This window comes from Oscillibacter sp., from assembly GCF_032018205.1.
Lineage (GTDB): Bacteria > Bacillota > Clostridia > Oscillospirales > Oscillospiraceae > Oscillibacter.
In genome coordinates, this window is sequence record NZ_DALZOY010000011.1 from 80,133 (window position 1) to 104,554 (window position 24,422).

General features: G+C 58.1%; 27 protein-coding genes. All 27 read left to right on the forward strand.

The window, feature by feature from the left end:
• Window positions 1-11: 11 nt before the first annotated feature.
• The 27 genes from RTU96_RS10005 (at window position 12) to fmt (ending at window position 24,421) form a co-directional block, all read left to right on the forward strand.
• Complete coding sequence (locus tag RTU96_RS10005; protein ID WP_312636446.1) at window positions 12-686, forward strand: hypothetical protein; 675 nt, start codon at window positions 12-14, stop codon at window positions 684-686.
• Between the two features lie 13 nt (window positions 687-699).
• Window positions 700-1,098 (forward strand): GerW family sporulation protein, encoded by a 399-nt coding sequence (ytfJ, locus tag RTU96_RS10010; protein ID WP_293009119.1) that lies wholly within the window; start codon window positions 700-702, stop codon window positions 1,096-1,098.
• Between the two features lie 42 nt (window positions 1,099-1,140).
• A complete protein-coding gene (locus tag RTU96_RS10015; protein WP_312636447.1) occupies window positions 1,141-2,253 on the forward strand; it encodes a D-alanyl-D-alanine carboxypeptidase family protein in 1,113 nt (370 codons plus the stop codon).
• Window positions 2,254-2,383: 130 nt separating this feature from the next.
• Complete coding sequence (locus RTU96_RS10020; protein ID WP_312636448.1) at window positions 2,384-3,091, forward strand: pseudouridine synthase; 708 nt, start codon at window positions 2,384-2,386, stop codon at window positions 3,089-3,091.
• Between the two features lie 273 nt (window positions 3,092-3,364).
• A complete protein-coding gene (locus RTU96_RS10025; RefSeq protein ID WP_312636449.1) occupies window positions 3,365-4,231 on the forward strand; it encodes a MurR/RpiR family transcriptional regulator in 867 nt (288 codons plus the stop codon).
• Window positions 4,224-5,459, forward strand: a complete 1,236-nt coding sequence (locus RTU96_RS10030; protein ID WP_312636450.1) for an NAD(P)/FAD-dependent oxidoreductase — start codon at window positions 4,224-4,226, stop codon at window positions 5,457-5,459. Before RTU96_RS10025 ends, RTU96_RS10030 begins: the two co-directional genes overlap by 8 nt.
• An 11-nt stretch (window positions 5,460-5,470) precedes the next feature.
• Window positions 5,471-6,145: a (d)CMP kinase gene (gene cmk / locus RTU96_RS10035; RefSeq protein WP_312636451.1), complete on the forward strand. Its 675-nt coding sequence runs from the start codon at window positions 5,471-5,473 to the stop codon at window positions 6,143-6,145.
• Window positions 6,142-6,777 (forward strand): lysophospholipid acyltransferase family protein, encoded by a 636-nt coding sequence (locus RTU96_RS10040; RefSeq protein WP_312636452.1) that lies wholly within the window; start codon window positions 6,142-6,144, stop codon window positions 6,775-6,777. Before cmk ends, RTU96_RS10040 begins: the two co-directional genes overlap by 4 nt.
• Window positions 6,774-8,720 carry a bifunctional 4-hydroxy-3-methylbut-2-enyl diphosphate reductase/30S ribosomal protein S1 gene (locus RTU96_RS10045; RefSeq protein ID WP_312636453.1) on the forward strand — a complete coding sequence of 649 codons (1,947 nt, stop codon included), beginning with the start codon at window positions 6,774-6,776 and terminating at the stop codon, window positions 8,718-8,720. The genes RTU96_RS10040 and RTU96_RS10045 overlap by 4 nt, the downstream gene beginning before the upstream one ends.
• Before the next feature lie 387 nt (window positions 8,721-9,107).
• A complete protein-coding gene (locus RTU96_RS10050; protein WP_312636454.1) occupies window positions 9,108-10,454 on the forward strand; it encodes a butyryl-CoA:acetate CoA-transferase in 1,347 nt (448 codons plus the stop codon).
• A gap of 179 nt (window positions 10,455-10,633) precedes the next feature.
• A complete protein-coding gene (locus tag RTU96_RS10055) occupies window positions 10,634-11,113 on the forward strand; it encodes a CarD family transcriptional regulator (RefSeq protein ID WP_312636455.1) in 480 nt (159 codons plus the stop codon).
• A gap of 40 nt (window positions 11,114-11,153) precedes the next feature.
• Window positions 11,154-11,885, forward strand: a complete 732-nt coding sequence (gene ispD / locus RTU96_RS10060) for a 2-C-methyl-D-erythritol 4-phosphate cytidylyltransferase (RefSeq protein ID WP_312636456.1) — start codon at window positions 11,154-11,156, stop codon at window positions 11,883-11,885.
• On the forward strand, window positions 11,882-12,364 hold the full coding sequence (ispF, locus tag RTU96_RS10065) for a 2-C-methyl-D-erythritol 2,4-cyclodiphosphate synthase (RefSeq protein ID WP_397356819.1): 483 nt from the start codon (window positions 11,882-11,884) through the stop codon (window positions 12,362-12,364). Before ispD ends, ispF begins: the two co-directional genes overlap by 4 nt.
• A 151-nt stretch (window positions 12,365-12,515) precedes the next feature.
• Window positions 12,516-12,767 (forward strand): DUF3343 domain-containing protein, encoded by a 252-nt coding sequence (locus RTU96_RS10070; RefSeq protein ID WP_312636457.1) that lies wholly within the window; start codon window positions 12,516-12,518, stop codon window positions 12,765-12,767.
• Window positions 12,768-12,858: 91 nt separating this feature from the next.
• Window positions 12,859-13,995, forward strand: a complete 1,137-nt coding sequence (locus RTU96_RS10075) for an aminotransferase class V-fold PLP-dependent enzyme (protein ID WP_312636458.1) — start codon at window positions 12,859-12,861, stop codon at window positions 13,993-13,995.
• 235 nt (window positions 13,996-14,230) lie between these two features.
• On the forward strand, window positions 14,231-15,115 hold the full coding sequence (cdaA, locus tag RTU96_RS10080) for a diadenylate cyclase CdaA (protein ID WP_312636459.1): 885 nt from the start codon (window positions 14,231-14,233) through the stop codon (window positions 15,113-15,115).
• Window positions 15,102-16,385: a CdaR family protein gene (locus tag RTU96_RS10085; protein WP_312636460.1), complete on the forward strand. Its 1,284-nt coding sequence runs from the start codon at window positions 15,102-15,104 to the stop codon at window positions 16,383-16,385. The genes cdaA and RTU96_RS10085 overlap by 14 nt, the downstream gene beginning before the upstream one ends.
• 32 nt (window positions 16,386-16,417) lie before the next feature.
• Complete coding sequence (locus RTU96_RS10090; protein WP_312281710.1) at window positions 16,418-16,825, forward strand: SoxR reducing system RseC family protein; 408 nt, start codon at window positions 16,418-16,420, stop codon at window positions 16,823-16,825.
• 11 nt (window positions 16,826-16,836) lie between these two features.
• Entirely contained in the window at window positions 16,837-17,736 is a 900-nt protein-coding gene (locus RTU96_RS10095) for a DUF5685 family protein (protein WP_312636461.1), read from the forward strand.
• The gene (locus RTU96_RS10100; RefSeq protein ID WP_312636463.1) at window positions 17,733-18,383 is read left to right on the forward strand and encodes a DnaJ domain-containing protein; all 651 of its coding nucleotides are present in this window, start codon (window positions 17,733-17,735) and stop codon (window positions 18,381-18,383) included. The genes RTU96_RS10095 and RTU96_RS10100 overlap by 4 nt, the downstream gene beginning before the upstream one ends.
• A gap of 30 nt (window positions 18,384-18,413) precedes the next feature.
• On the forward strand, window positions 18,414-19,292 hold the full coding sequence (locus RTU96_RS10105; protein WP_312636465.1) for a YicC/YloC family endoribonuclease: 879 nt from the start codon (window positions 18,414-18,416) through the stop codon (window positions 19,290-19,292).
• A 4-nt stretch (window positions 19,293-19,296) separates the two neighbouring features.
• A complete protein-coding gene (locus tag RTU96_RS10110) occupies window positions 19,297-19,554 on the forward strand; it encodes a DUF370 domain-containing protein (RefSeq protein ID WP_293010454.1) in 258 nt (85 codons plus the stop codon).
• Between the two features lies 1 nt (window position 19,555).
• Window positions 19,556-20,152, forward strand: coding sequence for a guanylate kinase (gmk, locus tag RTU96_RS10115; RefSeq protein ID WP_294854146.1), 597 nt, complete (start codon window positions 19,556-19,558; stop codon window positions 20,150-20,152).
• Window positions 20,153-20,209: 57 nt separating this feature from the next.
• Window positions 20,210-20,455: a DNA-directed RNA polymerase subunit omega gene (rpoZ, locus tag RTU96_RS10120; protein ID WP_294854149.1), complete on the forward strand. Its 246-nt coding sequence runs from the start codon at window positions 20,210-20,212 to the stop codon at window positions 20,453-20,455.
• Between the two features lie 24 nt (window positions 20,456-20,479).
• Window positions 20,480-22,945, forward strand: coding sequence for a primosomal protein N' (gene priA / locus RTU96_RS10125; protein WP_312636467.1), 2,466 nt, complete (start codon window positions 20,480-20,482; stop codon window positions 22,943-22,945).
• A gap of 28 nt (window positions 22,946-22,973) precedes the next feature.
• Entirely contained in the window at window positions 22,974-23,498 is a 525-nt protein-coding gene (def, locus tag RTU96_RS10130) for a peptide deformylase (RefSeq protein WP_312636468.1), read from the forward strand.
• A gap of 5 nt (window positions 23,499-23,503) precedes the next feature.
• Window positions 23,504-24,421, forward strand: a complete 918-nt coding sequence (gene fmt / locus RTU96_RS10135; protein ID WP_312636469.1) for a methionyl-tRNA formyltransferase — start codon at window positions 23,504-23,506, stop codon at window positions 24,419-24,421.
• Window position 24,422 lies beyond the last annotated feature (1 nt).

Consider the following 24,422-nt stretch of genomic DNA (forward strand, 5'->3'; position numbering starts at 1 on the left):
AGGGGGGAACCTTGCTCTTACTGAAAATTCTGGTTGGTCTGGCGATCTTATTTCTCCTGCTGTGCAGGGTGCGGCTGGGCATCCGGGTGGACATTGCTGAGATTGTCTCGGCAGACGTGGTCGTTGGTTTTCTGCGCTTTCGCGTTGCGCCCGCCAAGGGCGGGGTAAAAATAATTGCCAAGCCCAAAAAAGAAAAAAAGAAAAAAAAGCCGAAAGACCTGACAAAAGCCGTGAAGAAAATTCCTATACCCACGGTGGAGGACTTAAAATCCGCATATCATATCTTTCGGGGGCCAATGAGAAGAATTTTGCTGCGGATTGGACGAGGCATCCGCATCCACCCCTTGTCGCTGTCAGCAACACTTCCAGGGCGGGAGGATCCCGCGGCCGCGGCGGAGAACTATGGCCGTGTCTGCGCAGCCATGTGGACGGTGATGCCGCTGCTGGAAGAACTGATCGATATTCCCAAGCCGTCCTTGCATGTGGGAGTGGATTACGACTTAGAGCATGTTTACATCCGGGGGCATGTGGGCGTTTCCATTCGCGTGGGAACGCTGTTGTCCATGGGTTTTGGCGCGCTGATTCCAAGCGCGCGCTGGTTTATAAAATTTTATCGGGCTCATAAAAACGACAAACCGCGGCAGGAAAAAGCGGCGGAGACGGAAGCGCCGGAATCTGCCGCATAGAAAGGAAATTGCTATGGATAATACTGTTGAGAAGAAGCACCCGCTGAACGACCTGATGCGCTCCACTATGGAAAAAATTCGCGAAATGGTGGACACCAATACCATCGTGGGCCAGCCGATTAACACGCCCGACGGCGTGACCCTCATCCCCATCTCCAAGGTCAGCTTCGGCTTTGGCAGCGGCGGAGGAGACTATGGCGCGACCCAGCCCCAAAATTTTGGCGGCGGCAGCGGCGCGGGCGTAAAAATTGTCCCCGTGGCGTTTCTTGTGATTAAGGACGGAACCACCCGTGTTCTGCCGGTTTCCCTGCCGCCGGTATCCACCGTGGATCGGCTGGTGGATATGGCTCCGGATATTCTGGACAAAGTGGAAAAATATTTCGACAAAAAGAAGGAAAAAGAGGAGTTCTGACGGGGGTATACTAAGGTCACCTCAGTGGAAAGGTGATCGTGGATGAAAACTCGCTTCAAACGCTTCACGGCGCTGCTTTGCGCCCTTTTATGTCTGTATAGCATTTTCCCTTGCAAGGTTGCGGCTGTCAGCACCTCTGCTACGTCCGCCATTTTAATGGACGTGGATTCAGGCCGGGTTCTGTACGCCCAAAATGAAAACAAAAAAATGCTGATTGCCAGCACCACAAAAATTATGACGGCGCTGGTGGCGCTGGAAAACGGAGAGCTGCGCGGCGCCGTAAAGGTCACGGCGGAAGCTGCCAACACGGAGGGCTCCTCCATGTACCTGAAGGCGGGGGAGAAGCTGACGCTGGAAACCCTCCTGTACGGGCTGATGCTTTCCTCCGGAAACGACGCGGCCGTGGCTGTGGCGCAGGGCGTGGCGGGCAGCACGGAAAAATTCGTGAAGCTGATGAACCAAAAGGCAAAGGAGCTGGGAATGAGCGGCACCTCCTTTGCAAATCCCAACGGGCTGGACGACGAAAAGCACTATTCCACCGCCAGAGACATGGCGGTGCTTGCCTGTGCCGCTATGAACAACGAATCATTTGCCCGCATCGTCTCCACCCGCAGCGTCACCGTCGGCGGGCGGACGCTGACCAATCATAACAAGCTGCTCTCCTATGTGGATGGCTGCATCGGCCTGAAAACCGGCTACACCAAGGCGGCGGGCCGCACGCTGGTATCCTGCGCGCGGCGAAACGGACAGCGCTTGGTGGCGGTGACGCTGCAGGATGGGAACGACTGGGCGGATCACGCCGCGCTGTATGACTATGGGTTTTCTCAATATCCTGCTTACCGGGCCATGACCATCGGCGAAACGGTTGGGACGCTGGCGGTGACCGGGGGCGTGAGCACCGCAATCCCTGTGGTGGCGGCGGAGAGCTTTTCCTGGCCTCTGGCGCAGGGAGAGAAGCTGGAGGTTCGATTTGAGCTGCCGGAGAGTGTAAAGGCCCCGGTGACGGCGGGAACGAAAGTCGGACATGCTGTGTTTACCTTGAGCGGTAAGGAGATGGGTCGGGTGGAGTTGCTGTGCGGCGGCGATGCGCTGTCTGCCATCCAGCCTCCTTCAAGCCTGCTGCGTCGCATGGGTGAATTGCTGAAAAAGTGCTGAGTGCGCCGTCAGGCGGCGCGGAGTTCCGAAATATTCAGACCGTTTGGCGCGGGAAACCCATCCCGACGGTCTGGGGCCGCGCGGCAAGCGCGGCCTTTCCAATTTTGACACACAGAAGGGAGCGGCGGACATGGAGGAACGTCTGCAAAAGCTGCTGTCCGCCGCGGGGCTGTGCTCCCGCCGGGCGGCGGAGAAATGGATTACCGGCGGGCGGGTGACGGTGAACGGCCAGATTGCTTATTTGGGCGACCGGGCCGACCCGGATCGGGACGACGTGCGTGTGGACGGCGCTCCGCTTGGGCTGAAAGAACACAAAACGTACATATTGCTGAACAAGCCCCGGGGCTATGTGACCACTCTTTCCGACGAGAAGGGTCGTCCCACGGTGGCAGAGCTGGTAAAGGACGCGGGGGCGCGGGTGTTCCCGGTGGGGCGGCTGGATATGGATTCTGAGGGGCTGCTGCTGCTGACCAACGATGGGGCGCTGATGCAGCGGATGATTCACCCCAGCTTTCAGATTGATAAAACCTATGAGGTGGAGGTTTCCGGTTTCCGGGCTGGGGCGGACGCGGCTCTTGGGGCTGTTACGGAGCTTGAAGGGGAGCGTATTTCTCCGGCCACGGTGGCGGTGCTTTTCAAAAACGGGGACCGGGCGCGGCTAAGCGTGGTCATTCACGAAGGAAAGAATCGCCAGATTCGGCGTATGTGCACCCAATGCGGGCTGACGGTCCTTCGGCTGCGGCGGGTGCGGGAGCACGCTTTGGAGCTGGGCGCGCTGCCGGAGGGGAAGTGGCGGTATCTGACTGAGGAAGAGCTGTCTGCGCTGCAAGCGCAGTGACAGCGGGATGTTGCTGCCGCACCTTCTCCGCTGCCGGAAGAGATATGATTGCAGGATTTTTATAAATCCTGCAATTTTTATGTTTGCTTCCATATTAGGAATCCATTGCAATGCCAAGAAATTTCAAAAAAATACCGTTTTTTCAAGGCCACCGTATTAAAAAAACAAAGGTTTTTATTGAAAAAATGCAGGAAATATGATAAGCTATTCATCACACTTGGTCAGCGCCCGGTGCGCTGACCCGGAAGAAGAGATACGGCGGAGGGGAAAATCGTGGCGAAAGGCATTTTATATACGCTGGAGAGCGGCATGAGCGGCTTTTCAAAGGGACAAAAGCGCATCGCTTCCTATATTATGGAGAACTATGACAAGGCCGCGTTTATGACGGCCAGCAAGCTGGGGCAACTCTCGGGCGTCAGTGAATCCACGGTGGTCCGCTTTGCCTATGAGCTGGGCTACGAGGGCTATCCTGCCTTACAGCGGACGCTGCAGGAAATGATCCGCAGCCGCCTGACCTCTACCCAGCGCATTCAGGTGGCGGACAGCATGATGAGCGGGCATGACGTGCTGTCCTCCGTGATGCGTTCTGATTTTGACCGGCTGCGTATGGTGGCGGACAAGGCGGATCGCAGGGAATTTGACCTTGTGGTGGATGAGCTGGTGCGGGCGCGGCACATCTATATTTTAGGCGTGCGATCGTCCTCCTTTGTGGCGGGGTATCTGAACTTTTACATGCATCTGTTGCTTGACAACGTAACGCTGGTGCAATCCAACGAGGCGGGAGCGGTTTTTGAACAGCTCTTCCGCATCGGACCCGGCGACGTGATGCTGGCCATCAGCTTCCCCCGGTACTCCAAAGCCACCATCAATACCGCGAAATTTGCCAAGGACCGGGGCGCGACAATTCTGGGCATCACCGACAACGAACTGTCCCCTCTGGGGCAGATGTCCAGTGCGGCGGTGTTGGCTCCCAGCGAAATGATTTCCTTTGTGGACTCCATGGTGGCCCCCATGTCCATGGTAAACGCCCTGCTGGTGGCCTTGGGCTTCCGGCTGGGGAAAGACGTATCCAACATCTTCTCCGAGCTGGAGGATATCTGGGAAACCTACGGCGTGTTTGGAAAGGCAGAAGATGAATAAAAAGGTTCTGGTGGTCGGCGGCGGAGCCGCCGGTATGATGGCTGCGATTTCGGCGGCGGAGCGGGGCGCGTCCGTGACGTTGCTGGAGCCGGGCGACCGCCTTGGAAAAAAGCTGAATATCACCGGCAAGGGCCGGTGCAACGTCACCAACGATTCCGGGTGCGAGGAACTGCTGGCCAACGTTCCCCGCAACGGAAAGTTTCTTTACAGCGCCTTTTCCCGGTTTGACGGACGGGACGCCATGGCGTTTTTTCAGGAACTGGGGGTTCCGCTGAAGGTGGAGCGGGGGCGGCGGGTATTTCCCCTGTCCGACCGCTCTTTTGATGTCAGCGGTGCGCTGGAGCGGCGGCTGAAAAAGCTGAACGTCTCCATTTTGCGGCGGCGGGCGGAAAGCCTGCTGCTTAAGGACGGTGCGGTCCGAGGTGTGGAAACGGAACGGGGACCGTTGAATGCCGACGCGGTGATTCTGGCCACCGGCGGAATTTCATACCCCGCCACCGGTTCCACAGGAGACGGACACCGGTTCGCAGAGCAGGCGGGCCACACGGTCACGCCCCTGTGCGGCTCTCTGGTTCCCCTGCAGGAAGTGGGGAACCTCTGCGCCGATTTGCAGGGTCTTTCTCTAAAAAACGTGGAGCTATCGGTTTTTGAAAATAACAAAAAAATCCATACCGATTTTGGCGAGCTGCTGTTTACCCATTTTGGTGTCAGCGGCCCGTTGGTCCTGTCCGCCTCTGCCCATATGCGGCATTTCGGAGAAAAGGCGTATCGGCTGGAAATTGATTTGAAGCCTGCGCTGGACGAGGGACAGTTGGACAAGCGGCTGCTGGCGGACTTTGAAAAATACGCCAACAGCGATTTCTGCAACGCGCTGAGCGACCTGCTTCCCCAAAAGATGATTCCAGTCATGGTGGAGTGCTGCGGAATTTCCCCGCATCGAAAGGTACACGACGTGACGCGGGAGGAACGGCAGGGGCTGCTGCGCCTTTTGAAGCAGTTTCCCATTGCCGTCGAAGCGCCCCGCCCTGTGGAGGAGGCCATTGTCACCGCCGGTGGCGTAAAGGTACGCGAGATTGACCCATACACAATGGAATCAAAGGTTGTAAAGGGATTATACTTTGCGGGTGAACTGGTTGATGTGGACGCCTATACCGGCGGCTTTAACCTGCAAATTGCCTGGGCCACCGGGCGCGCCGCAGGCTTTGCAGCGGCGGATACCAAGGAGTAAGGAGCATTCCCATGAAGAACGTGAGCATTGCCATCGACGGGCCCTCCGGCGCGGGGAAGAGCACCCTGGCCCGGGCGCTGGCAAAGGAAAAAGGATATTTGTACATTGATACCGGCGCCATTTACCGGACTGTCGGCTGCTATGTCCGCCGCTGCGGGGTGGACCCGGCAGACGAGGCGGCGGTGCTGCGGCTGCTTCCGCAGGCAAAGGTGGAGCTGCGCCGGGGTGAGGATGAAGCGCAGCGCATGTTTTTAAACGGGGAAGACGTGTCGGAAGAGATTCGCCTTCCCGAGGTTTCCAAATATGCCTCCGTTGTCTCCGCCCACCCGGAGGTTCGGGCGTATCTGCTGGAAATGCAGCGGGAACTGGCCCGGAATCACAGCGTGGTGATGGACGGACGGGACATCGGTACGGTGGTCCTGCCCGATGCGGACGTGAAAATCTTTCTTACCGCCTCGGTGGAGGTCCGCGCGAAGCGCCGGTATCTGGAGCTTTCGGAGCGGGGAACACCCGAAGCGCTGGATCAGGTGCGCAGCGAGATTGTCCAGCGGGACTGGGACGACTCCCACCGTGCTGCCGCGCCACTGCGGCAGGCAGAGGGGGCCGTGGCAGTGGATACCACGGGCATGAATTTTCAGGAGAGCCTGTCCGCGCTTTCCCGGGTGGTGGAGGAGGCGCTGAAATGAAGCCTTTCAACGGTTTTTTTGTGTTTATCTACTACGTGGTGGGTTTTATCACGCATCTTCTTCATCCAGCCAAGGTAGAGGGGATGGACCGCCTGCCCAGAGGGGGGGCGCTGCTGTGCCCCAACCACGCCAGCGACTGGGACCCGGTGATGGTGGCGCTGGTGCTGCCGGTGAATTACCGGCTGCACATTATGGCAAAGGAAGAGCTGTTCCGCAATCCGCTTCTGGGCTGGATTCTGCGCCGGGTGGGGGCATTTCCCGTCAGCCGGGGCGGCGGAGACATTCAGTCGGTCAAAACCGCAATGCAGGCTATTAAATCCGGAGACAATCTTTTGATGTTTCCGGAGGGAACCACCGTTCGGAACGGCATTGGTCATGTAGATGGCCTGCCTGCCCACGCCCACGGCGGCGTGGCCATGATTGGAATCCGCACGGGAGCAAAGCTGGTGCCGGTGTTTGTGGACGGGGAGAAGAAGCCCTTCCGGCGTACCCGTATTATCTTTGGCGAGCCCTATGAGCCGAGGATTACCGGGAAGCACGGCACGGCAGAGGAGATTCAGACGGTGGCGGACGAGGTTCTGGCGGCGGCCTATGCTCTGGGCGGGCAGGCCGTGGGAGGAAAGCCGCTGTGAAAGTGTTCTTGGCGCAAAGCGCCGGCTTTTGCTATGGCGTGGAGCGAGCGGTGGAGCTGACCAAAAAAGCTGCCGCCGAGAGCGGCTGCTGCGTTATGCTGGGGGACCTGATTCACAACGCCCATGTGGTGGCGGAGTTGGAGGCTCTGGGCGTGCGGAAAATCGCAGGGCCGGACGACGCGCCGGAGGGTGCCACCGTGGTGCTTCGCTCTCACGGAGAGCGAAGGGAGATGGTGGAGGAACTGACAGCACGGGGACTTCGCTGCGTCAGCGCCGCCTGTCCCAACGTGCTGCGGATTCAAACCCTTGTTGGCCAGGCAGAGGAAGACGGACGGCAGGTCATCATCATCGGCGAGCGAAACCATCCCGAAATTCAGGGAATTGCCAGCTATTGCAGGCATCCGCTGATTTTCGGCGGACCGGAGGAGCTTGCCGCCTGGCTTGCGGAGGACTCAGCACGGCGGGACCTTCCCATCACGGTGGCGGCGCAGACCACCTGTATTCGTGAACTTTTTGAGACTTCCATAAAAATCTTAAAAAAACAGTGTACAAACGCCAAAATATTTGATACAATATGCAATGCTACGCGTAAGCGTCAATCCGAGGCGGCAGAGATTGCCTGGCGGGTGGACGCAATGGTGGTGGTTGGAGACCCCAGAAGTGCAAACACCAAACATTTGACGGAAATTTGTATTGAGAGATGCCCGCGCGTTCTCCAAATCGAGGGGGCGGACGAGCTCTCGCCGGATTTTTTCAATGGTTGCTCTGTTGCAGGTCTGACGGCCGGTGCCTCCACGCCTGCGGGCATCATTAAGGAGGTATATGCAACGATGAGTGAAGAAATCAAGAACGTCGAAAGCGGCGAGGAATCCTTTGAGGAACTGCTGAATCAATCTTTTAAGACTTTAAATACAGGCGAAAAGGTAACCGGCATCGTCACGGCCGTGGGTCCCACGGAGGTGCAGGTGGATGTGGGTGCCAAGCAGGCCGCATACATCAAGGCCAGCGAGTTAAGCGACGATCCCAACGCCAAGCCTGAGGAGCTTCTGAAGGTGGGCGACGAGATCGAGGCATATATCGTCCGCGTCAACGACATCGAGGGCTATGCCGAGCTGTCCAAGAAGCGTCTTGACACCGTGAAGGTCTGGGAGAACATTGAGCAGGCCGTCGAGGACAAGACCGTGATGGAAGGCGTCGTCACCGAGGTCAACAAGGGCGGTGTTGTCGTTTCCGTCAAGGGCGTGCGCGTGTTTGTGCCCGCTTCTCAGAGCGGTATGCCCCGCGGTGCGGATCTTGAAACCATGGTCAAGTCCAAAGCGCAGCTCCGCATCACCGAGGTCAACCGTGCCCGCCGCCGTGTGGTGGGTTCCATCCGCTCTGTGGCGGACGAGGCCCGCAGGGCCGCGCAGGACGAGGTGTGGAACAGCATCGAGGTTGGCAAGCGCTATACCGGTACTGTCAAATCCATGACCGCTTACGGCGTGTTTGTGGACATCGGCGGTGTGGACGGCATGGTGCACATTTCCGAGCTGAGCTGGAGCCGCATCAAGACCCCCTCCGAGGTCTGCAAAGTGGGCGATGCTATGGAGGTCTATGTCATCTCCTTTGATGCTGAGAAGCGCAAGATTTCTCTGGGCGTAAAGGATCGCGGCGTGAACCCCTGGGAGGACTTCATGAGCAAGTACCGCGTGGGCGACGTGGCTACGGTCCGCATCGTCAAGCTGATGACCTTCGGTGCATTTGCCGAGGTTGTCCCCGGCGTGGACGGCCTGATTCACATTTCCCAGATTGCCGACCGGCGCATTGAAAAGCCCGGTGATGTGCTGAGCGAGGGTCAGGAAGTAGATGCCGAGATCATTGCTGTGGACGAGGAGAAGAAGAAGATTTCCCTGTCTATCCGCTCCCTGTTGGCTCCGGCTGAGGAGAGCACAGACGCTGAGTAAGTCTCCCGCCAATTTATAAACAATGTTGCTCCGGAAATGCTCTTGCATTTCCGGAGCTTTCTTTGTATCCGACTTTTTGATGGAATATGCTTATTCCGCTGAATGCGGACGAAGCGCCTCTGGCGAATTGCCGAAATTTTTTAAATACCGACGGACGGAAGGCAGGCAACCGGCAACCGCTTTTTATAAATTCCGGTTTTTTCCGGGAAAATCAAGCGTAGCGACGGATGGTGCTCCTCCTTCGCAGGGCTTTGCCGGATAACATGGCTTAGGAAATCCGGCGCGCAAATTTCACAGATTTGATTGCATTCCAAAAATGATTATGTTACAATATTGACAATCTTTGAAACTGCATGGTTTTATTGAAAAAACAGGGAGGAATTTTTCATGAGCTATCAGGAGACATACAAACAGAAACTGACAACTGCGGACGAGGCTGTCAAGGTCGTCAAATCCGGAGACTGGATTGATTACGGCTGGTGCGTGGGTACTGCCGACGCGTTGGATAAGGCTTTGGCAAAGCGCGCGGACGAGCTGACCGACGTAAATATCCGCGGCGGCGTTCTGACCCATCGTCCCGCCGTGATGAACATTCCTGATGCGGCACAGCATTTTACATGGAACTCCACGCATATGGGCGGTCTGGAGCGGAAGATGACCAAGGAAGGTCTGGCATTTTATGTTCCCATCCGGTATTCCGAGCTTCCTCGGTACTACCGCGAAAATATGGCTCCCATCGACGTCCTGATGATACAGGTTACCCCCATGGATTCCCATGGTTGGTTTAACTTCGGGCCCAGTTGCTCCCACCTGAAGGCTGCCTGTGAGCGTAGCAAATGCATTATTCTGGAAGTGAACACCTCCTTGCCCTATTGCCACGGCGGCTTTGAAAACGGCATTCACATCGACGACGTGGATATGATTGTCGAAGGAGACAACAGTCTCCCCGATGAGCTGGGCGGCGCAGCCCAGCCCAGCGAAACGGATCTCGCCATCGCTCGCCTTGTCATGGAGGAGATTCCTAACGGAGCCTGCCTCCAGCTTGGTATCGGCGCCATGCCCGGCACAGTGGGCAAGCTGATTGCCGAGTCCGATTTGAAGGATTTGGGCGTACATACCGAGATGTACGTGGACGCATTTGTGGATATGTCCAAGGCTGGAAAAATCACCGGCAAGTACAAGCCCTTTGACAAGGGCCGCCAGACCTTTACCTTTGCCGCGGGTACCCGGAAGCTCTATGAGTTCCTGGACAATAACCCCCAGTGCATGGCGGCTCCCGTGGATTATACCAACGACGTTGCCCGGGTGTCTCAGATCCCCAACTTTGTCTCCATCAACGGCGCGGTCGACATTGACCTGTACGGGCAGGTTTCCTCCGAGTCCTCCGGCACCACCCACATCTCCGGTGCGGGCGGCCAGATGGACTTTGTGATGGGTGCATATCTGTCCAAGGGCGGCAAGAGCTTTATCTGCTGCTCCTCCTCCGTAAAGGACAAGAAAACCGGAGAGCTGTCTTCCCGCATCCGTTCCACGCTGCTCAATGGCTCCGTCGTCACTGCCACCCGCACCAACCTGCACTATCTGGTGACAGAGTACGGCAAAGTCAACGTCAAGGGCATGGCCACATGGCAGCGGTCCGAGGCCATCATCAGCATTGCGCATCCTCAGTTCCGGGAAGAGCTGATCGCCGAAGCGGAGAAAATGCACATCTGGCGCCGGTCCAACAAGAAATAAAGCTCTATTTTTGATAAAAACCGCCCTTCACAGTGTTGTGGAGGGCAGTTTTTTACGGTTTACGCAACATTTTTCAGGATATACTTGTAAGATTATCCGAAATGTGATATCATCTATTTGAGATTTTTGGAATTTTAATAACTGCGATAAGCGCATCCGGGACATGAAAGGAGCCTGAAATGTTCAGTGTCGGAGATATGGTGGTTCATCCCATGCACGGCGCCGGTGTGATCGACGGCATTGTGTGTGAGAAGCTCGGCAGCGCAGCGCAGGATTACTATGTCTTTAAGATGATGGTGGGTGGCCTTCTGTTGAAAATTCCAACGGCCAACAGTGACGCCATCGGCCTGCGGCCCGTGTCGGGTCGGGCGGAAGTGGAGGCACTGTTCAGCGCGCTTCCCACCATGAACATTGAGGAGAGCACCAACTGGAACAAGCGCTACCGCGAAAATCTCCAGCGGCTGAAAAGTGGGGACCTTTATGAGCTGGCCCGGGTGATCAAAAGCCTTACCATGCGGGACAGGGAACGAAGCCTTTCCACCGGGGAGCGGAAAATGCTCCATAACGCCAAGCAGATTTTGATTTCGGAGATTGTGCTTACCGGCGTGGGTAGCTATGAGCAGGTGGAGCAGCGGCTGGACGGGTCCATGGAGGTATAAATACGGACCGGAGAAAGCCGGTCGGGGAAGAGGAGATCGAATGTTCCGTTTCTTTCACCGTTTCAGGGACGCGCAGCGTCCCTTCTGCACGGCTCTGGTAGCTGCCGCCGGTGCTTCCTCCCGGATGGGAGAGGGCGTTAACAAGCTGCTGGAGCCGCTGGACGGCATCCCCGTTTTGGCTCGGACTCTGTTGGCCCTTCAAAGGGCGCAGCGGGTGGACGCCATCATCGTGGCGGCCCGGGAGGTGGATATCCTGCCCTTTTCCGAGCTGTGCCGTACATATGATATTTCAAAATGCGTCAAGGTGATTCGGGGCGGAGAGTCCCGTACCCATTCGGTGCTGCTGGCAGCGTTGGAGGCTGATGAGAAAACGGAGCTACTGGCGGTGCAGGACGGGGCGCGTCCGCTGACTCCGCCGGAGCTGATTGACAGTGTGATTGAAAAGGCAGCAAGGTGCAACGCCGCCGCTCCGGCGATCCCAGTGAAGGACACAGTGAAAACCGTGCGGGATGGGCAGGTGGAAGAAACGCTGAACCGCTCCGCTCTGGCTGCGGTGCAGACGCCGCAGGTGTTTGAGGCCAATCTGTTGAAGGCGGCGCTTCAGTCCGCCATAGAAGCCGGGGCGGAGACGACGGACGACTGCTCCGCCGTGGAGCGACTGGGCAAGACTGTGTATCTGGTGGACGGAGACGAAGAGAACCTGAAAATTACCACGCCGCTGGATTTGATTCTGGCTCAGGCAATTTTGGACGCCAGGGAGGATCGGCTATGACGGGGCTGCGCATTGGTCAGGGATATGACGTTCACCGTCTGGTAGAAGGGAAGAAGCTGATTTTGGGAGGCGTGGAAATTCCCTGGGAAAAGGGACTTCTGGGCCATTCCGATGCGGACGTGCTGACCCACGCGGTGATGGATGCGTTGTGCGGAGCGGCGGGGCTTGGCGACATTGGAACCCTGTTTCCGGACAATGATCCCCAATACGCGGGAGCCGACAGTATCGCCCTTTTGCGGCAGGTGACGGCACTTTTACGAGAGAGGGGCTATGCGGTGGTGAACATGGATGCCGCGCTGATTGCCCAGCAACCGAAAATTGCCCCCTACAAAAAGGAAATGGCGCAAAATCTGGCCGTGGCGCTGGGTGTGGAGCGGGATCGCGTGAATGTAAAGGCCACTACGGAAGAAGGTCTTGGCTTCACGGGAGACGGCTCCGGCATGGCGGCGCAGGCCGTGGTGCTTTTGGAAAAGGAATGATAGTTGATATGGGAGGCCTGTCCGGAAGGACGGGTCTCCCGGTTGCTTTTTAAGGCCCTGAAAGGCTTGCGGCGGTCCGTCAATGTTTTGTTGTCTCTATTCTCACCCCTTTTTTCGGTCCGCATAAACTATGGGGAGAGGAGGAGTGTCCGTGGAACAATACTGGATGATCGCCCGCTCTGTGACCTATGCCCAACGGATGGAAAGAATACTGATGGCCGCGGGGATCCGGACGCGCATCTTCCGCGCTCCCAGAGATTTGAGCAATCTGGGCTGTGCGTATGCTGTGGAAGTGACGGGCGGGGCGCTGCGTCCCGCACTGTCGATTCTTCGGTCGGCGGGGCTTTACCCCGCTAAATTATATTTGTTACAACAGGGAAAATACGTGGAGATTTCTCTGTGAACCGCGTCCGGCGGCTTTGCCGCCGGACCCCGGATAGCGTTGGAACGCGGGGTATAAACGCCGCTTTGGAATCTTTTTTAGGAGGTTGACTATGATTTATCTGGACAGTGCGGCCACCAGCTTCCAAAAGCCGGAGACGGTTGGCCGGGCAATGGTGAAGGCCCTGCAAACCATGAGCTCTCCCGGGCGCGGCGGCTATCCGGCGGCCATGCAGGCGGCAGATACGCTGTTCTCCTGCCGCACGGAACTGGCCGAGCTCTTTCATATATCGGAGCCGGATCGGGTGGTATTCACCATGAACGCCACCCACGGGCTGAATATCGCCATCAAAAGCCTTGTCCCCCGCCGTGGGCGTGTGGTGATTTCCGGCTATGAACACAACGCCGTCACCCGGCCCCTTGCGGCGCTGGGCGCGGAAATTATTGTGGCCGGCGCGCCGCTGTTCCGGCCGGACCTGACCACGGAGGCCTTTGAAAAAGCCATTACCCCCGACGTGGATGCCGTGGTTTGCAGTCATGTATCCAACGTCTTCGGCGTGGTGCAGCCGGTGGAGGCCGTGGCTGCGCTCTGCCGGGAGAGGGGCGTGCCCTTTATCATTGATGCGTCCCAGTCCGCGGGAGTAATGCCACTGGACATGGCGGAAATGGGCGCGGCGTTTGCCGCCATGCCCGGGCACAAGGGGCTGTACGGACCGCAGGGCACCGGCGTTCTGCTCTGCGGCGACAAGATGGATGGAAGTCCTCTCATAGAGGGAGGGACCGGCAGCGTTTCCATCCAGCAGGAAATGCCGGATTTTCTTCCGGACCGGCTGGAAAGCGGAACTCATAATGTACCCGGCATCGCAGGTCTATTGGAGGGGATTCGCTTTGTCCGAGGAAAAGGGGAGAACGCCATCTGCCTCCACGAGCGAAAACTGGCCCTGCAGGCCTCGGAGGGGTTGAGAAAGCTCCCCGGCGTCTGCGTCTGCGCGAGAAGGGACCTCTTTGACCAGACCGGTGTGCTCAGTTTTGTGGTGGACGGAGTGGATTCTGAATTTGTGGGCAACGCTCTGACGGAGTCGGGCTTCGCGGTCAGATCCGGTCTGCACTGCGCGCCGCTGGCCCACCGCACGGCCGGAACGATAGATAGCGGCACCGTCCGTCTCAGCTTCTCCGCGTTTAACACGGAAAAAGAGGTGGATTTGCTTCTGGAGGCCCTGCCCGGAATCCTGAAGCGCCTTTCCGACTGATTTCCCCCACAGCCGCCCGCACCCGCCTTTCGGGTCGCGGGCGGCAAAGCTGCGTTTGGAGGAAAAATCCTGAAAAGCGGTGAACATACTATGAATTTTGACGCCTTTTGCCTTGCAATTCGGCGTCATTTTCTATATAATATAAACGTTCTTGTAATTTGGGTGTGCTCCGAATCCCACGGCTTTCTCCGTGGGCGGAATCCCGCCCTGACCCGGGAAGGAAGCTGATACAGCGATGAGTGCAAAATTTTCGCTTCTGCCGGGCATTATTGCCCGGTATCTGCTGACAATTGAAATCACGGACATTCTGGACGTTCTTCTGATGGCCATCGTCTTGTACAAGCTGCTGAATTTTGTCAAGACCTCGCGGGTGGCAAACCTTTTAAAGGGCGTTTTGATTTTTCTGGCGGTGCTGTGGCTGTCCTCCATCTTTCACCTCAACGGCATCAGTTACATCATGGGCCGGATGGTGGAGTGGGGCGTTCTGGCCCTCATCATCCTGTTTCAGCCGGAGCTTCGCCGGGTGCTGGAGCAGATGGGCAGCCGTCGGCTGGCCTTTTTCTTCACCAGAGGAGAGACGGAGAGCACGTTGGAGCGCATGATCGGACAGACTGTTCTGGCCTGCACCGAGATGTCCAAATCCCGCACCGGCGCGCTGATTGTCTTTGAGCGGGAGATTCTGCTGGACGACATGGTCCGCAGTGGTACGGTGCTGAACGCGGATGTATCCGGCGAGCTTTTGAAAAACATCTTTTTCGTGAAGGCGCCCATGCACGACGGCGCGGTCATCGTTCGCAAGGGCCGGGTTTTGGGCGCGGGGTGTATGCTACCCCTGAGCAAAAACGTGAATCTCTCACGGGACTTGGGGATGCGCCACCGGGCCGGTATCGGCATGAGCGAAAACTCCGACGCAGTGGTGGTGATTGTCTCCGAGGAGACGGGGTCCATTTCCGTAGCCGTGGGCGGGATGCTGAAGCGGCATCTGATGCCGGAAACGCTGGAAAACCTCCTGCGCAACGAACTGCTGCCTCAGGAGAAAGAACCGTCGGACCGGAAGCCGGGCCTCTTCGGTCTGCTGCGCGTCCGCAAGGAAGGAGGCGGCCGCAATGGAGAACAATAAACAACGTTGGAACAAAAGCAAGGTGCTGTACGTCGTCCTCTCCGTTTTGTTCTCCTGTGCCATCTGGCTGTACGTGGACAGCATCAACAACCCCGAGAAGGAGAAAACCATCAGCGATATCCCCATCGAATATGTTGGGTCGGACACCATTCTGGCCGACCGGGGGCTGATGCTTTTGCCGGAAAGCGACCAGACCATGACGCTGACCATTAAGGCGCGGCGGCTGATTCTGGCCAAACTGGACCCTGATAAAATCCGCATTCAGGCAAATCTGTCCGATATTACGGAAACCGGGGCCCATAACGTGGGTTATACGGTTCGCTATCCCAGCAATATTCCGAGAGACGCCGTCTCCTATTCCAACGCCTCCTATGCCGCCCATGTGGAAATCGGTGAGCTTTATCGGCGAAACGTAGATATCCGCTGTACGCTGACGGGCACCGTGGCCGAGGGGTATATTGCCGGTGAGCTCCGTCTGGAGCCCGAGACGCTGGAGCTGCGCGGCCCGCGTACCGAGGTGGACGCAGTGGCCTATGCCAAGGTGACGCTTGCGGTGGACAACGCCACAGAAACCGTCTCCAAAGCGCTGGACTATGAGCTTTACAACGAGGCCGGAGAGCTGATTGAGGACACCTCCAACCTTCGCGCAACCTCCGATCAGATTCAGGTGACGCTGCCCGTGAACGTGGAAAAGGAACTGCCCCTTCGGGTAAACTTCATTGAGACGGCCGGGGCCAGAGTACAGAATCTGGACTATTCCATCACCCCCGCCAGCATTACGGTTTCGGGTGCGGCAGAGCTTTTGAAAGACGTGGAGTATATCACGCTGGACGATTTTGAACTGGCGGAATTTGTGGGACCCTCCACCTATCGGTATACCATCAACGTCCCCGCGGGTTGTGAAAATCTCAGCGGAGCTGCCCGGGCAACCATGACCGTCCGATTCAAGGACATGGCCTCCGCCGACTTCAATGCCGTGAATTTTACGTGTGAAAACGTACCGGAAGGGAAAACTGTAACCGTTCTGACCGCGGAATTGCCGGTGTCCCTGCGGGGAACCGCAGCGGATGTGGCGTCTGTCAAGGCGGAGGATATTACGGTGACGGCGGATTTGACGGATATTCTCGCCGCGGGCGGGAGCTATACAGTCCCCGCAAAAGTCATCGTGGGCAATGGCGCGGACGTGGGCGTGGTGGGTGAATATCAGGTGAAGATCACCATTTCCGAAGACACCGGGCAGGAGGAGACCCCTGATCCCACAGTCCCTTAACGTAAACAATCAGCGGATTTAGGAGCGATCAAATGACACAAATTGCAACAATTGAAAAACTGCTGGACGAAAGCCACGCGGAAATTTCCGTGGCGCGGCAGTCCGCCTGCGGACACGACTGCGAGGAGTGCGCCGGCTGCGGCGTTTCCGGCGCGTCGGTCTATGCCAGAGCGAAAAACTCCATTGGGGCACGGCCTGGGCAGAAGGTGGTGGTGGAGAGCAGCACCAAAAACATCCTTGGCATTCTCCTGCTGGTCTATATGGTTCCGGTGGTGCTGTTTTTTCTTGGATATGCGCTGGGGGGATTTTTTGCCACAGCGGCGGCGCGGTATACCACGGCGGTCATCGCCTTTGTGCTGGGGATGATTCCGGCGGCGCTCTATGACCGCCGCCTGCGGCGGCAGGGCGGCATGGAGTTTACCATCGTCAGGCTGTTTTAAGCCGGGGCGCGATGTTTGGTTACGTCAGGCCCCCACTGGATCTGCTTCCCGCTGAGGAGCAGGAGCGGTTCCGCAGGGCCTACTGCGGACTGTGCCACACGCTGCGCCGCCGGTGCGGGCTTCCCGCCCGCTTCATTCTGAACTACGACTTCACGTTTCTGGCAATCCTGCTCTCAGGCGGAGAGGAGCCGGAAATCCGCTGTGAACGGTGCGTGGCAAGCCCGCTGAAAAAGAGGACGTGCTGCGGCGCGCACCCGGCGCTGGATTTGGCGGCGGATGAGAGCGTGATTCTGGCCTATTGGCAGGCGAGGGACGGCGTGGCGGACCACGGGTTCTGGAAGGGGTTTAAATATCGCGCGGTGGCTCTGGCCCTGCGGGGCGGCTATCGAAAGGCGGCTGCCGCCCGTCCGGAATTTGACCGGGTGACGCGGGAGCAGCTCGGTCGGCTTGCGGAGCTGGAGCGGGAGAAGGCCCCTTCGCTGGACGCTCCGGCAGACGCCTTTGCCCAAATTTTGGCCGCCGCCGCCGACGAGGCGGAGGACGGCTCGCTGCGCCGCATTCTCCATCAGCTTTTATACCATTTGGGCCGCTGGGTCTACCTGACGGATGCGGCGGACGATTTAAAGGAAGACGCTCTTTCTGGAAACTACAACCCGCTGATCTACCGCTACGGCCTAAATAACGGCGCGTGGACGCCGGAGAGCCGGGATGCCTTCACAAAGACGCTGGACCACTCCGTCCGGCTTCTGGCCACGGCCTATGAGCTGTGGGATTTCGGGTGCTGGACCCCTATTTTGGAGCAGACTGTTTACACGGGGCTGTTTCAGGTGGGAAAGGCAGTGCTTTCAGGTACCTACCGGGCAGGCAAGCCGCCGCGCAAGAAAGACAGAAAAGTTGAGGAAACCACATGAACGATCCCTATCAGGTACTCGGCGTTCCCGAATCCGCGTCGGACGCGGAAGTGAAAAAAGCATATTTGGAGCTGGCGCGGAAGTACCATCCCGACAACTACCACGACAATCCTCTGGCGGATCTTGCGCAGGAGAAGATGAAAGAGATCAACGCCGCCTATGAGGAAGTGAGTAAACGGCGGGGCAGTGGACGAAGCAGCAGCACAAGCCGCCCCAGCTCCGGCTACGGCGGCTATTCCGGCGGTTACGGCTATGGTGCGGGCGGGTCTGCCCAGCAGTCGTCACAAAGCTCTGTTTTGCAGCAGGTGCGTATGGCTGTCAACTCTGGAGATTTGAGCCGGGCGGAAGCCCTGCTCGCCAACTATTCGGACCACAATGCGGAGTGGAACTTTCTCCGGGGCGCGGTGTGCTACCGCCGGGGCTGGCTGGATGAGGCACGGCGATACTACGAAACCGCCGCCCGGATGGATCCGGGCAACCGGGAATACCGGCAGGCGCTGGAATTTATGGACAACGCCGGAGCGTCGGCTTACAGCCCGCAGGGCGGCTTTGGAATGGAGCAGTGCGGAAGCGGCGGACTTTGCCAACAGCTTTGCTGCACGTACCTTTTGTGCAACGGCTGCGGCCTTGGGTTCCGCTGCCTGTAAGGCGCGGCTTTTGATAGGGAGGAAACAGAAGTGATTAAGAGTATGACCGGCTATGGCCGGGCGAGAAAAACACTTGAAAATCGGGATATTACCGTGGAGGTCCGGTCCGTCAACAACCGGTATCTGGACTGCACGGTGAAGCTGCCAAGAGCTTATGTTTTTGCGGAAGATGCGGTGCGCAAGCACGTGCAGCAGGCCGTTTCAAGAGGGAAAGTGGATATCCTTTTCAGCATTGATTCCACGGGGGCGGACACTGCCAAGGTGACGGTGGACCGCGGCCTTGCGGAAAGCTATGCCGCCGCGCTGAGAGAGCTTTCGGAACTCTGCGGTACAGAGGCAAAAATCTATCCCGAGACGCTGGCCCGGTTTCCCGACGTGCTGAATGTAACCAAGGCGGAGGAAGATCTGGACGCGCTGGGCGCGGATATTTGCTTGGTGCTGGATGAAGCGCTGTCCGCGTACAATACCATGCGGGCTTTGGAGGGCGAAAAGCTGGCCGCCGATATCGGCGGCCGTCTGGACGCAATCGAGGATTTGACCAAGCGGGTGGAGGAGCGTTCTCCTGAGACGGTGGCGGAGTATCGCCGGAAGCTGACGGCCCGGATGGAGGAGGTTTTGCAAAGCGCCTCCATCGACCCCCAGCGGATTTTGACCGAGGCCGCGATTTACAGCGACAAGGTGGCCGTGGACGAGGAGACGGTCCGCCTGCGCAGTCACCTGTCCCAGCTTCGGGAAATGCTGCGCTCCGACGAACCCATGGGGCGAAAGATGGACTTTCTGATTCAGGAGGTGAATCGGGAGTCCAACACCATCGGTTCCAAATGCTGCGATGTTTCCATCGCGCAGGTGGCGGTGGACCTGAAGGCGGAGGTGGAAAAAATCCGCGAGCAGGTCCAGAACGTGGAGTAAGGCCGTGAAGCTTATCAATATCGGCTTTGGAAGCCTGATATCCGCAGACCGTCTGGTGGCGGTGGTCAGTCCGGATTCCGCGCCGGTGAAGCGCCTGATTCAGGAGTCCCGGGAGCGGGGAATGCTGATCGACGCGACCTATGGGCGGAAGACCGCCTCGATTTTTGTCATGGACAGCGACCATGTGGTCCTCTCCGCATTGCCGGTGGAAAAGCTGGCTGGGCGGCTGGGGACTGAAATCCCGAAGGAAGAGGAAGAATAGGATGCAAAAGGGAAAGACTTTCATTATTTCAGGACCCTCCGGGGTGGGAAAGAGCACAGTTTTGAAGGCGCTTTTGGAAAAGCGCTCCAATCTGTACTTTTCCATCTCCGCCACCACCCGGGAGCCGCGTCCCGGCGAGGTGGACGGTGTGCACTACCGGTATATGGACGTGGACGCGTTCCGGGAGAGAATCGCCAACGAGGAGTTTTTGGAGTATGCCGAGTATGTGGGCAACTTCTACGGCACGCCGAAGAAATATGTGGACGAGGCCATGGAGGCCGGGCAAGACGTAATTCTTGACATTGAGATTCAGGGCGCGTTACAGGTGTGCGACAAACGTCCAGGGACACCCCGTATTTTCATCGCCCCGCCCTCTTGGGCGGAGCTGGAGCGGCGGCTGACGGAGCGGGGAACCGACTCCCCGGAAAAAGTTCAAAAGCGTCTGCTGCGTGCCAAGGTGGAATTTCAAACGGCTCATACCTATGATTACTTTGTTATTAACGACACCGTGGAAACCGCGGTGGCAGAGCTGGACGCCATCATGACGGCGGAGCACTGCAAGCCCAGCGATCGTATGGAGATTATCAGCGGAAGATGAGCCACGGCCCATCAGGAGATTATTTTAAGCCGAAAGGCAGATAGGAAGAACTTTACTATGATGCTTTATCCTGCAATGACCCAGCTTAACAGCTACATCCCCAACCGCTATATGCTGGTGAACGTGGTGGCCCGGAGGGCCCGTCAAATTTCCGAGGCTGCGGAAAGCTCCGGCGAGTCACTGTGCGAAAAGCCTGTGACTCTGGCCATTCATGAGGTGGCGGACGGCAAGCTGGATTCCCGGGGCATGAACCTGACCATCGCAGAGGGAGATGCCGACCAGAAGAGGACGCCGCAGGAATAATTTTGCGGATGGGGAGGGACGAAGATGGAGCGCTCAGAGATTGCAAAGGTAGCCGTCAGCGCGGCCACGTTTTCCATCGATCGACCCTACGACTATCTGATTCCCCAGTCGATGCTGGAAAAGGCGAGGCCGGGGGTGCGGGTGTCTGTACCCTTCGGCAGGGGAAACCGAAGCTGCGAGGGTGTGATTCTGGCCCGGGAAACCGGCTCTAAGCGCGCCGGCGTGAAGCCGCTTGCATCCGTGCTGGACGACGAGCCGGTGCTGGATGGCTGGGGCGTATCGCTGGCGCTGTGGATGCGCCAGCGGTATTTCTGCACTATGTACGAAGCGGTGAAAACCATTCTTCCAGCGGGTCTTTGGTATCGCCTGCGTGAGGTTTTTACGCTGACGGAGGGGTTGGACCGCGCTGCCGCCGGAAGCCTTGCCGGAAAAATCAAAAACGCGGAGCCGGTGCTGGACGCGGTCTTTGCCTCCGGAGGCAGCGCCGAGCTGTCCCAGCTAAAGGCCGTCTGTGGCGAAGACGCGGAACCCACGTTGCGGGTTTTGTGCAAAAAGGGCGTGCTGTCTTCCAGCGTCACCTCTACCCGGCGCGTGAGCGACAAGCAGCGCCGAATGGCGGAGTTGACCATGGACGGAGCAGAAGCTTTGGCTCTGGTGGAACCCAGAAAAAAATCCGCGCCGATGCGCTACGAGGTGGTATTGCTGCTGAGCGCCACCGGGCGGGCTTCGGTGCGGGACATCTGTTATTTTACCGGAGCTTCCGTCCAGACCCTGAAGGGATTGGAGAAGTCCGGTATTGTGGCGTTTTCGGAGGAAGAACGGCTTCGGATTCCGGAGCCGAAGGAGGTCGAGCCGGGGCCGCCCATTGTCCTTAATGATGAGCAGCAATCCGCTTTTGCGCGGATTTTGGCTCTGACGCAATCCAGAAAAGCCGAGGCGGCGCTTTTACAAGGCGTCACCGGTAGCGGAAAGACGCAAATTTACATCCGTCTGGCGCAGGAAGTCCTTAAGCAGGGCAGGTCCGTGCTGGTGCTGGTTCCGGAAATTGTGCTGACGCCCCAAATGATGGAGAAGTTTTCTTCCTACTTCGGCGGGTCGGTGGCTATGCTCCACAGCTCTTTGCGGATGACGGAGCGGTATGACCAGTGGAAGCGCATCCGCAGGGGAGAAGCCCGGCTGGTGCTGGGCACCCGGTCGGCGATATTCGCGCCGTTGGTTGATCTGGGCCTTGTCATCATGGACGAGGAGCAGGAGGGGAGCTATGCTTCGGAAAACGCGCCCCGATATCATACCCGAGATGTGGCAAAATTCCGCTGCGCTCAAAGCGGCGCGGCGCTGGTGCTGGGCTCCGCCACCCCGGCGGTGGAAACCGCATGGAGCGCCAAGCAGGGACAGTATCACCACGAGTTGCTACGCAGGCGTTACAACGAACAGAGCCTGCCAGACGTTCAGGTGGTGGACCTGCGGCAGGAGATCAAGGCTGGAAATTCCGGCGCGCTCAGCGGCCCACTGCGGCAGGAGCTTCAGGAAAATCTAGAGCGGGGAGAGCAGAGCATTCTGTTTTTAAACCGTCGTGGCAACAGCCGGATGCTGGTGTGCGGCGAATGCGGCAGCATTCCTTCCTGTCCAAGGTGCAGCGTTTCCATGACCTATCACTCCGCCAACGGGCGGCTGATGTGCCACTACTGCGGCCATTCCCGCCCCGCCAGCGACGTTTGCCCTGAGTGCGGCGGTATTATGAAGCATATCGGAGCGGGGACCCAGCGGGTGGAAGAGGAACTGCGGGATTTATTTCCCGGCGTGGGCGTGCTGCGAATGGACGCGGATACCGCCGGCGGAGACCATGAGATGCTTCTGAGTCGCTTTGAGCGGGATCGGATTCCCATCCTTCTGGGAACCCAGATGGTAGCCAAGGGCCTTGATTTTGAAAATGTGACGCTGGTGGGCGTACTCAGCGCCGACGCGTCTTTATATTTGGACAATTACCGTGCCGCCGAACGGACGTTCAGCCTGCTGACGCAGGTGGTTGGCCGGGCTGGTCGGGGCGGAAAGAGCGGCCGGGCAGTTATCCAGACCTACACCCCCGGCAACGAAGTCATTCAGAGTGCCGCGTTGCAGGATTACGAGCGGTTTTACGACAGTGAAATTGCTTTGCGGCGTATCCGACGCTATCCGCCCTTTGCGGACCTCTTTACCTTCACCGTCTCCGGCGGAGACGAAGGCGCGGTGTTCCGCGCGGCGATGGCTCTGCGGGACGAGCTGGTGACACTGATGGCGGACACAGCGGTGCAGGAAACCGAGCCGGAGATGATAGGACCTGCGCCCGCGCCCGTGCTGAAGGTGAACAACCGGTTTCGCTACCGGGTGTTTCTCTCCGGCAAAAATGACAAACCAACCCGGGACCGAGTGGCATGGCTGCTGCGCGAGTTTGGAAAGCGGCGGGAAAACCGGGGCCTGAACCTGTTTGCAGACTGCAACGCAATGGATTGATTGCGATTTTCGATTGGAGGACAACGCAATGGCTTTGAGAAGAATTATAGAGGCGGGGGACGATTCCCTGCTGAAGAAGAGCCGTCCCGTGACAGAATTTAACGGGCGCCTGCGCCAACTGCTGGACGACATGGCGGAGACGCTGACCGACGCCAGAGGCGCCGGCCTTGCCGCACCGCAGGTGGGCGTTTTGCGGCGGGTATGCCTGGTGCTGGATGAGGATTCCGAGGAGTATATCGAGTTGATTAACCCGGAAATCATCTTTCAGGATGGAGAGCAGACGGGCCTTGAAGGCTGCCTGAGCCTGCCGGGAAAATGGGGCGTGGTCACCCGGCCCGACCATGTGCGGGTCCGGGCACAGGACCGGGAGGGAAATTGGTTTGAGGTGGAGGGCGAGGGCCTGACCGCACGAGCCTTCTGCCATGAGATTGAGCATTTGGACGGACACCTGTTCTCTGAGTACGTGGACCATTTTCTGACTGACGAGGAGTTGTCGGAATATCTGGAGGCCGAGGGGGCCGAAGAGGACGAGAACGTAGAACCGGAGGCGTAACGCTGATGCGCGTATTGTTTATGGGAACTCCCGAATTTGCCGTGGCTTCTTTAAGAAGATTGGCGGAGGACGGGCATGAGATTTGTGGGGTCGTCACGCAGCCGGACAAGCCGAAAAACCGGGGCATGAAGCTCATACCAACCCCTGTCAAGGAATATGCCATGACGCTTGGACTTGACGTGTTTCAGCCGCAGAAGGCGCGGGACGGCGAGGCAATGGACCTTGTGCGGCGGCTTGCGCCGGAGCTGATTGTGGCAGCAGCCTACGGCAAGATTTTGCCGGAGGAGCTTTTAAACTATCCGAAATACGGCTCCATCAATGTCCACTCGTCCCTACTGCCCAAATACCGGGGCGCGGCCCCCATCAACTGGGCGATTTTGAACGGAGACAGGGAAACGGGCGTATCTATTATGTATATGGTGGACAAGCTGGACGCAGGGGATGTGATCTCCAAAGTCAAAACGCCCATCGGACCGGATGAGGACGCGCAGGCCCTGACCGCCCGACTGGCAGAGCTTGGGGCAGAGGCCTTAAGCGGAGTGATTGCGGGGATTGAAAAAGGCACTGCGGTCCGGACCGTTCAAAACGAGGACGAGGCCACCTATGCGCCCATGCTATCCCGAGACCTGTCGCCCATTGACTGGACGAAGAGTGCCCTCGCCATCAACTGCCAGATTCGCGGTCTGATTCCCTGGCCCGCGGCCTCCGCCGTGTTGGACGGACGGGCGATGAAGATTTTTAAATCTCAGGAGACTGGGGAGAAAACCTATGCCGAACCGGGAACGGTACTTTCAGCGGATAAGAGAGGAATTGCAGTTGCCTGTGGAGATGGCAAGGTCCTTTGCTTAACGGAGATACAGGCCGATGGGGGAAAGAAGATGCCCGTTGCCGACTATCTGCGGGGCCATCCTATCCAACTTTGAA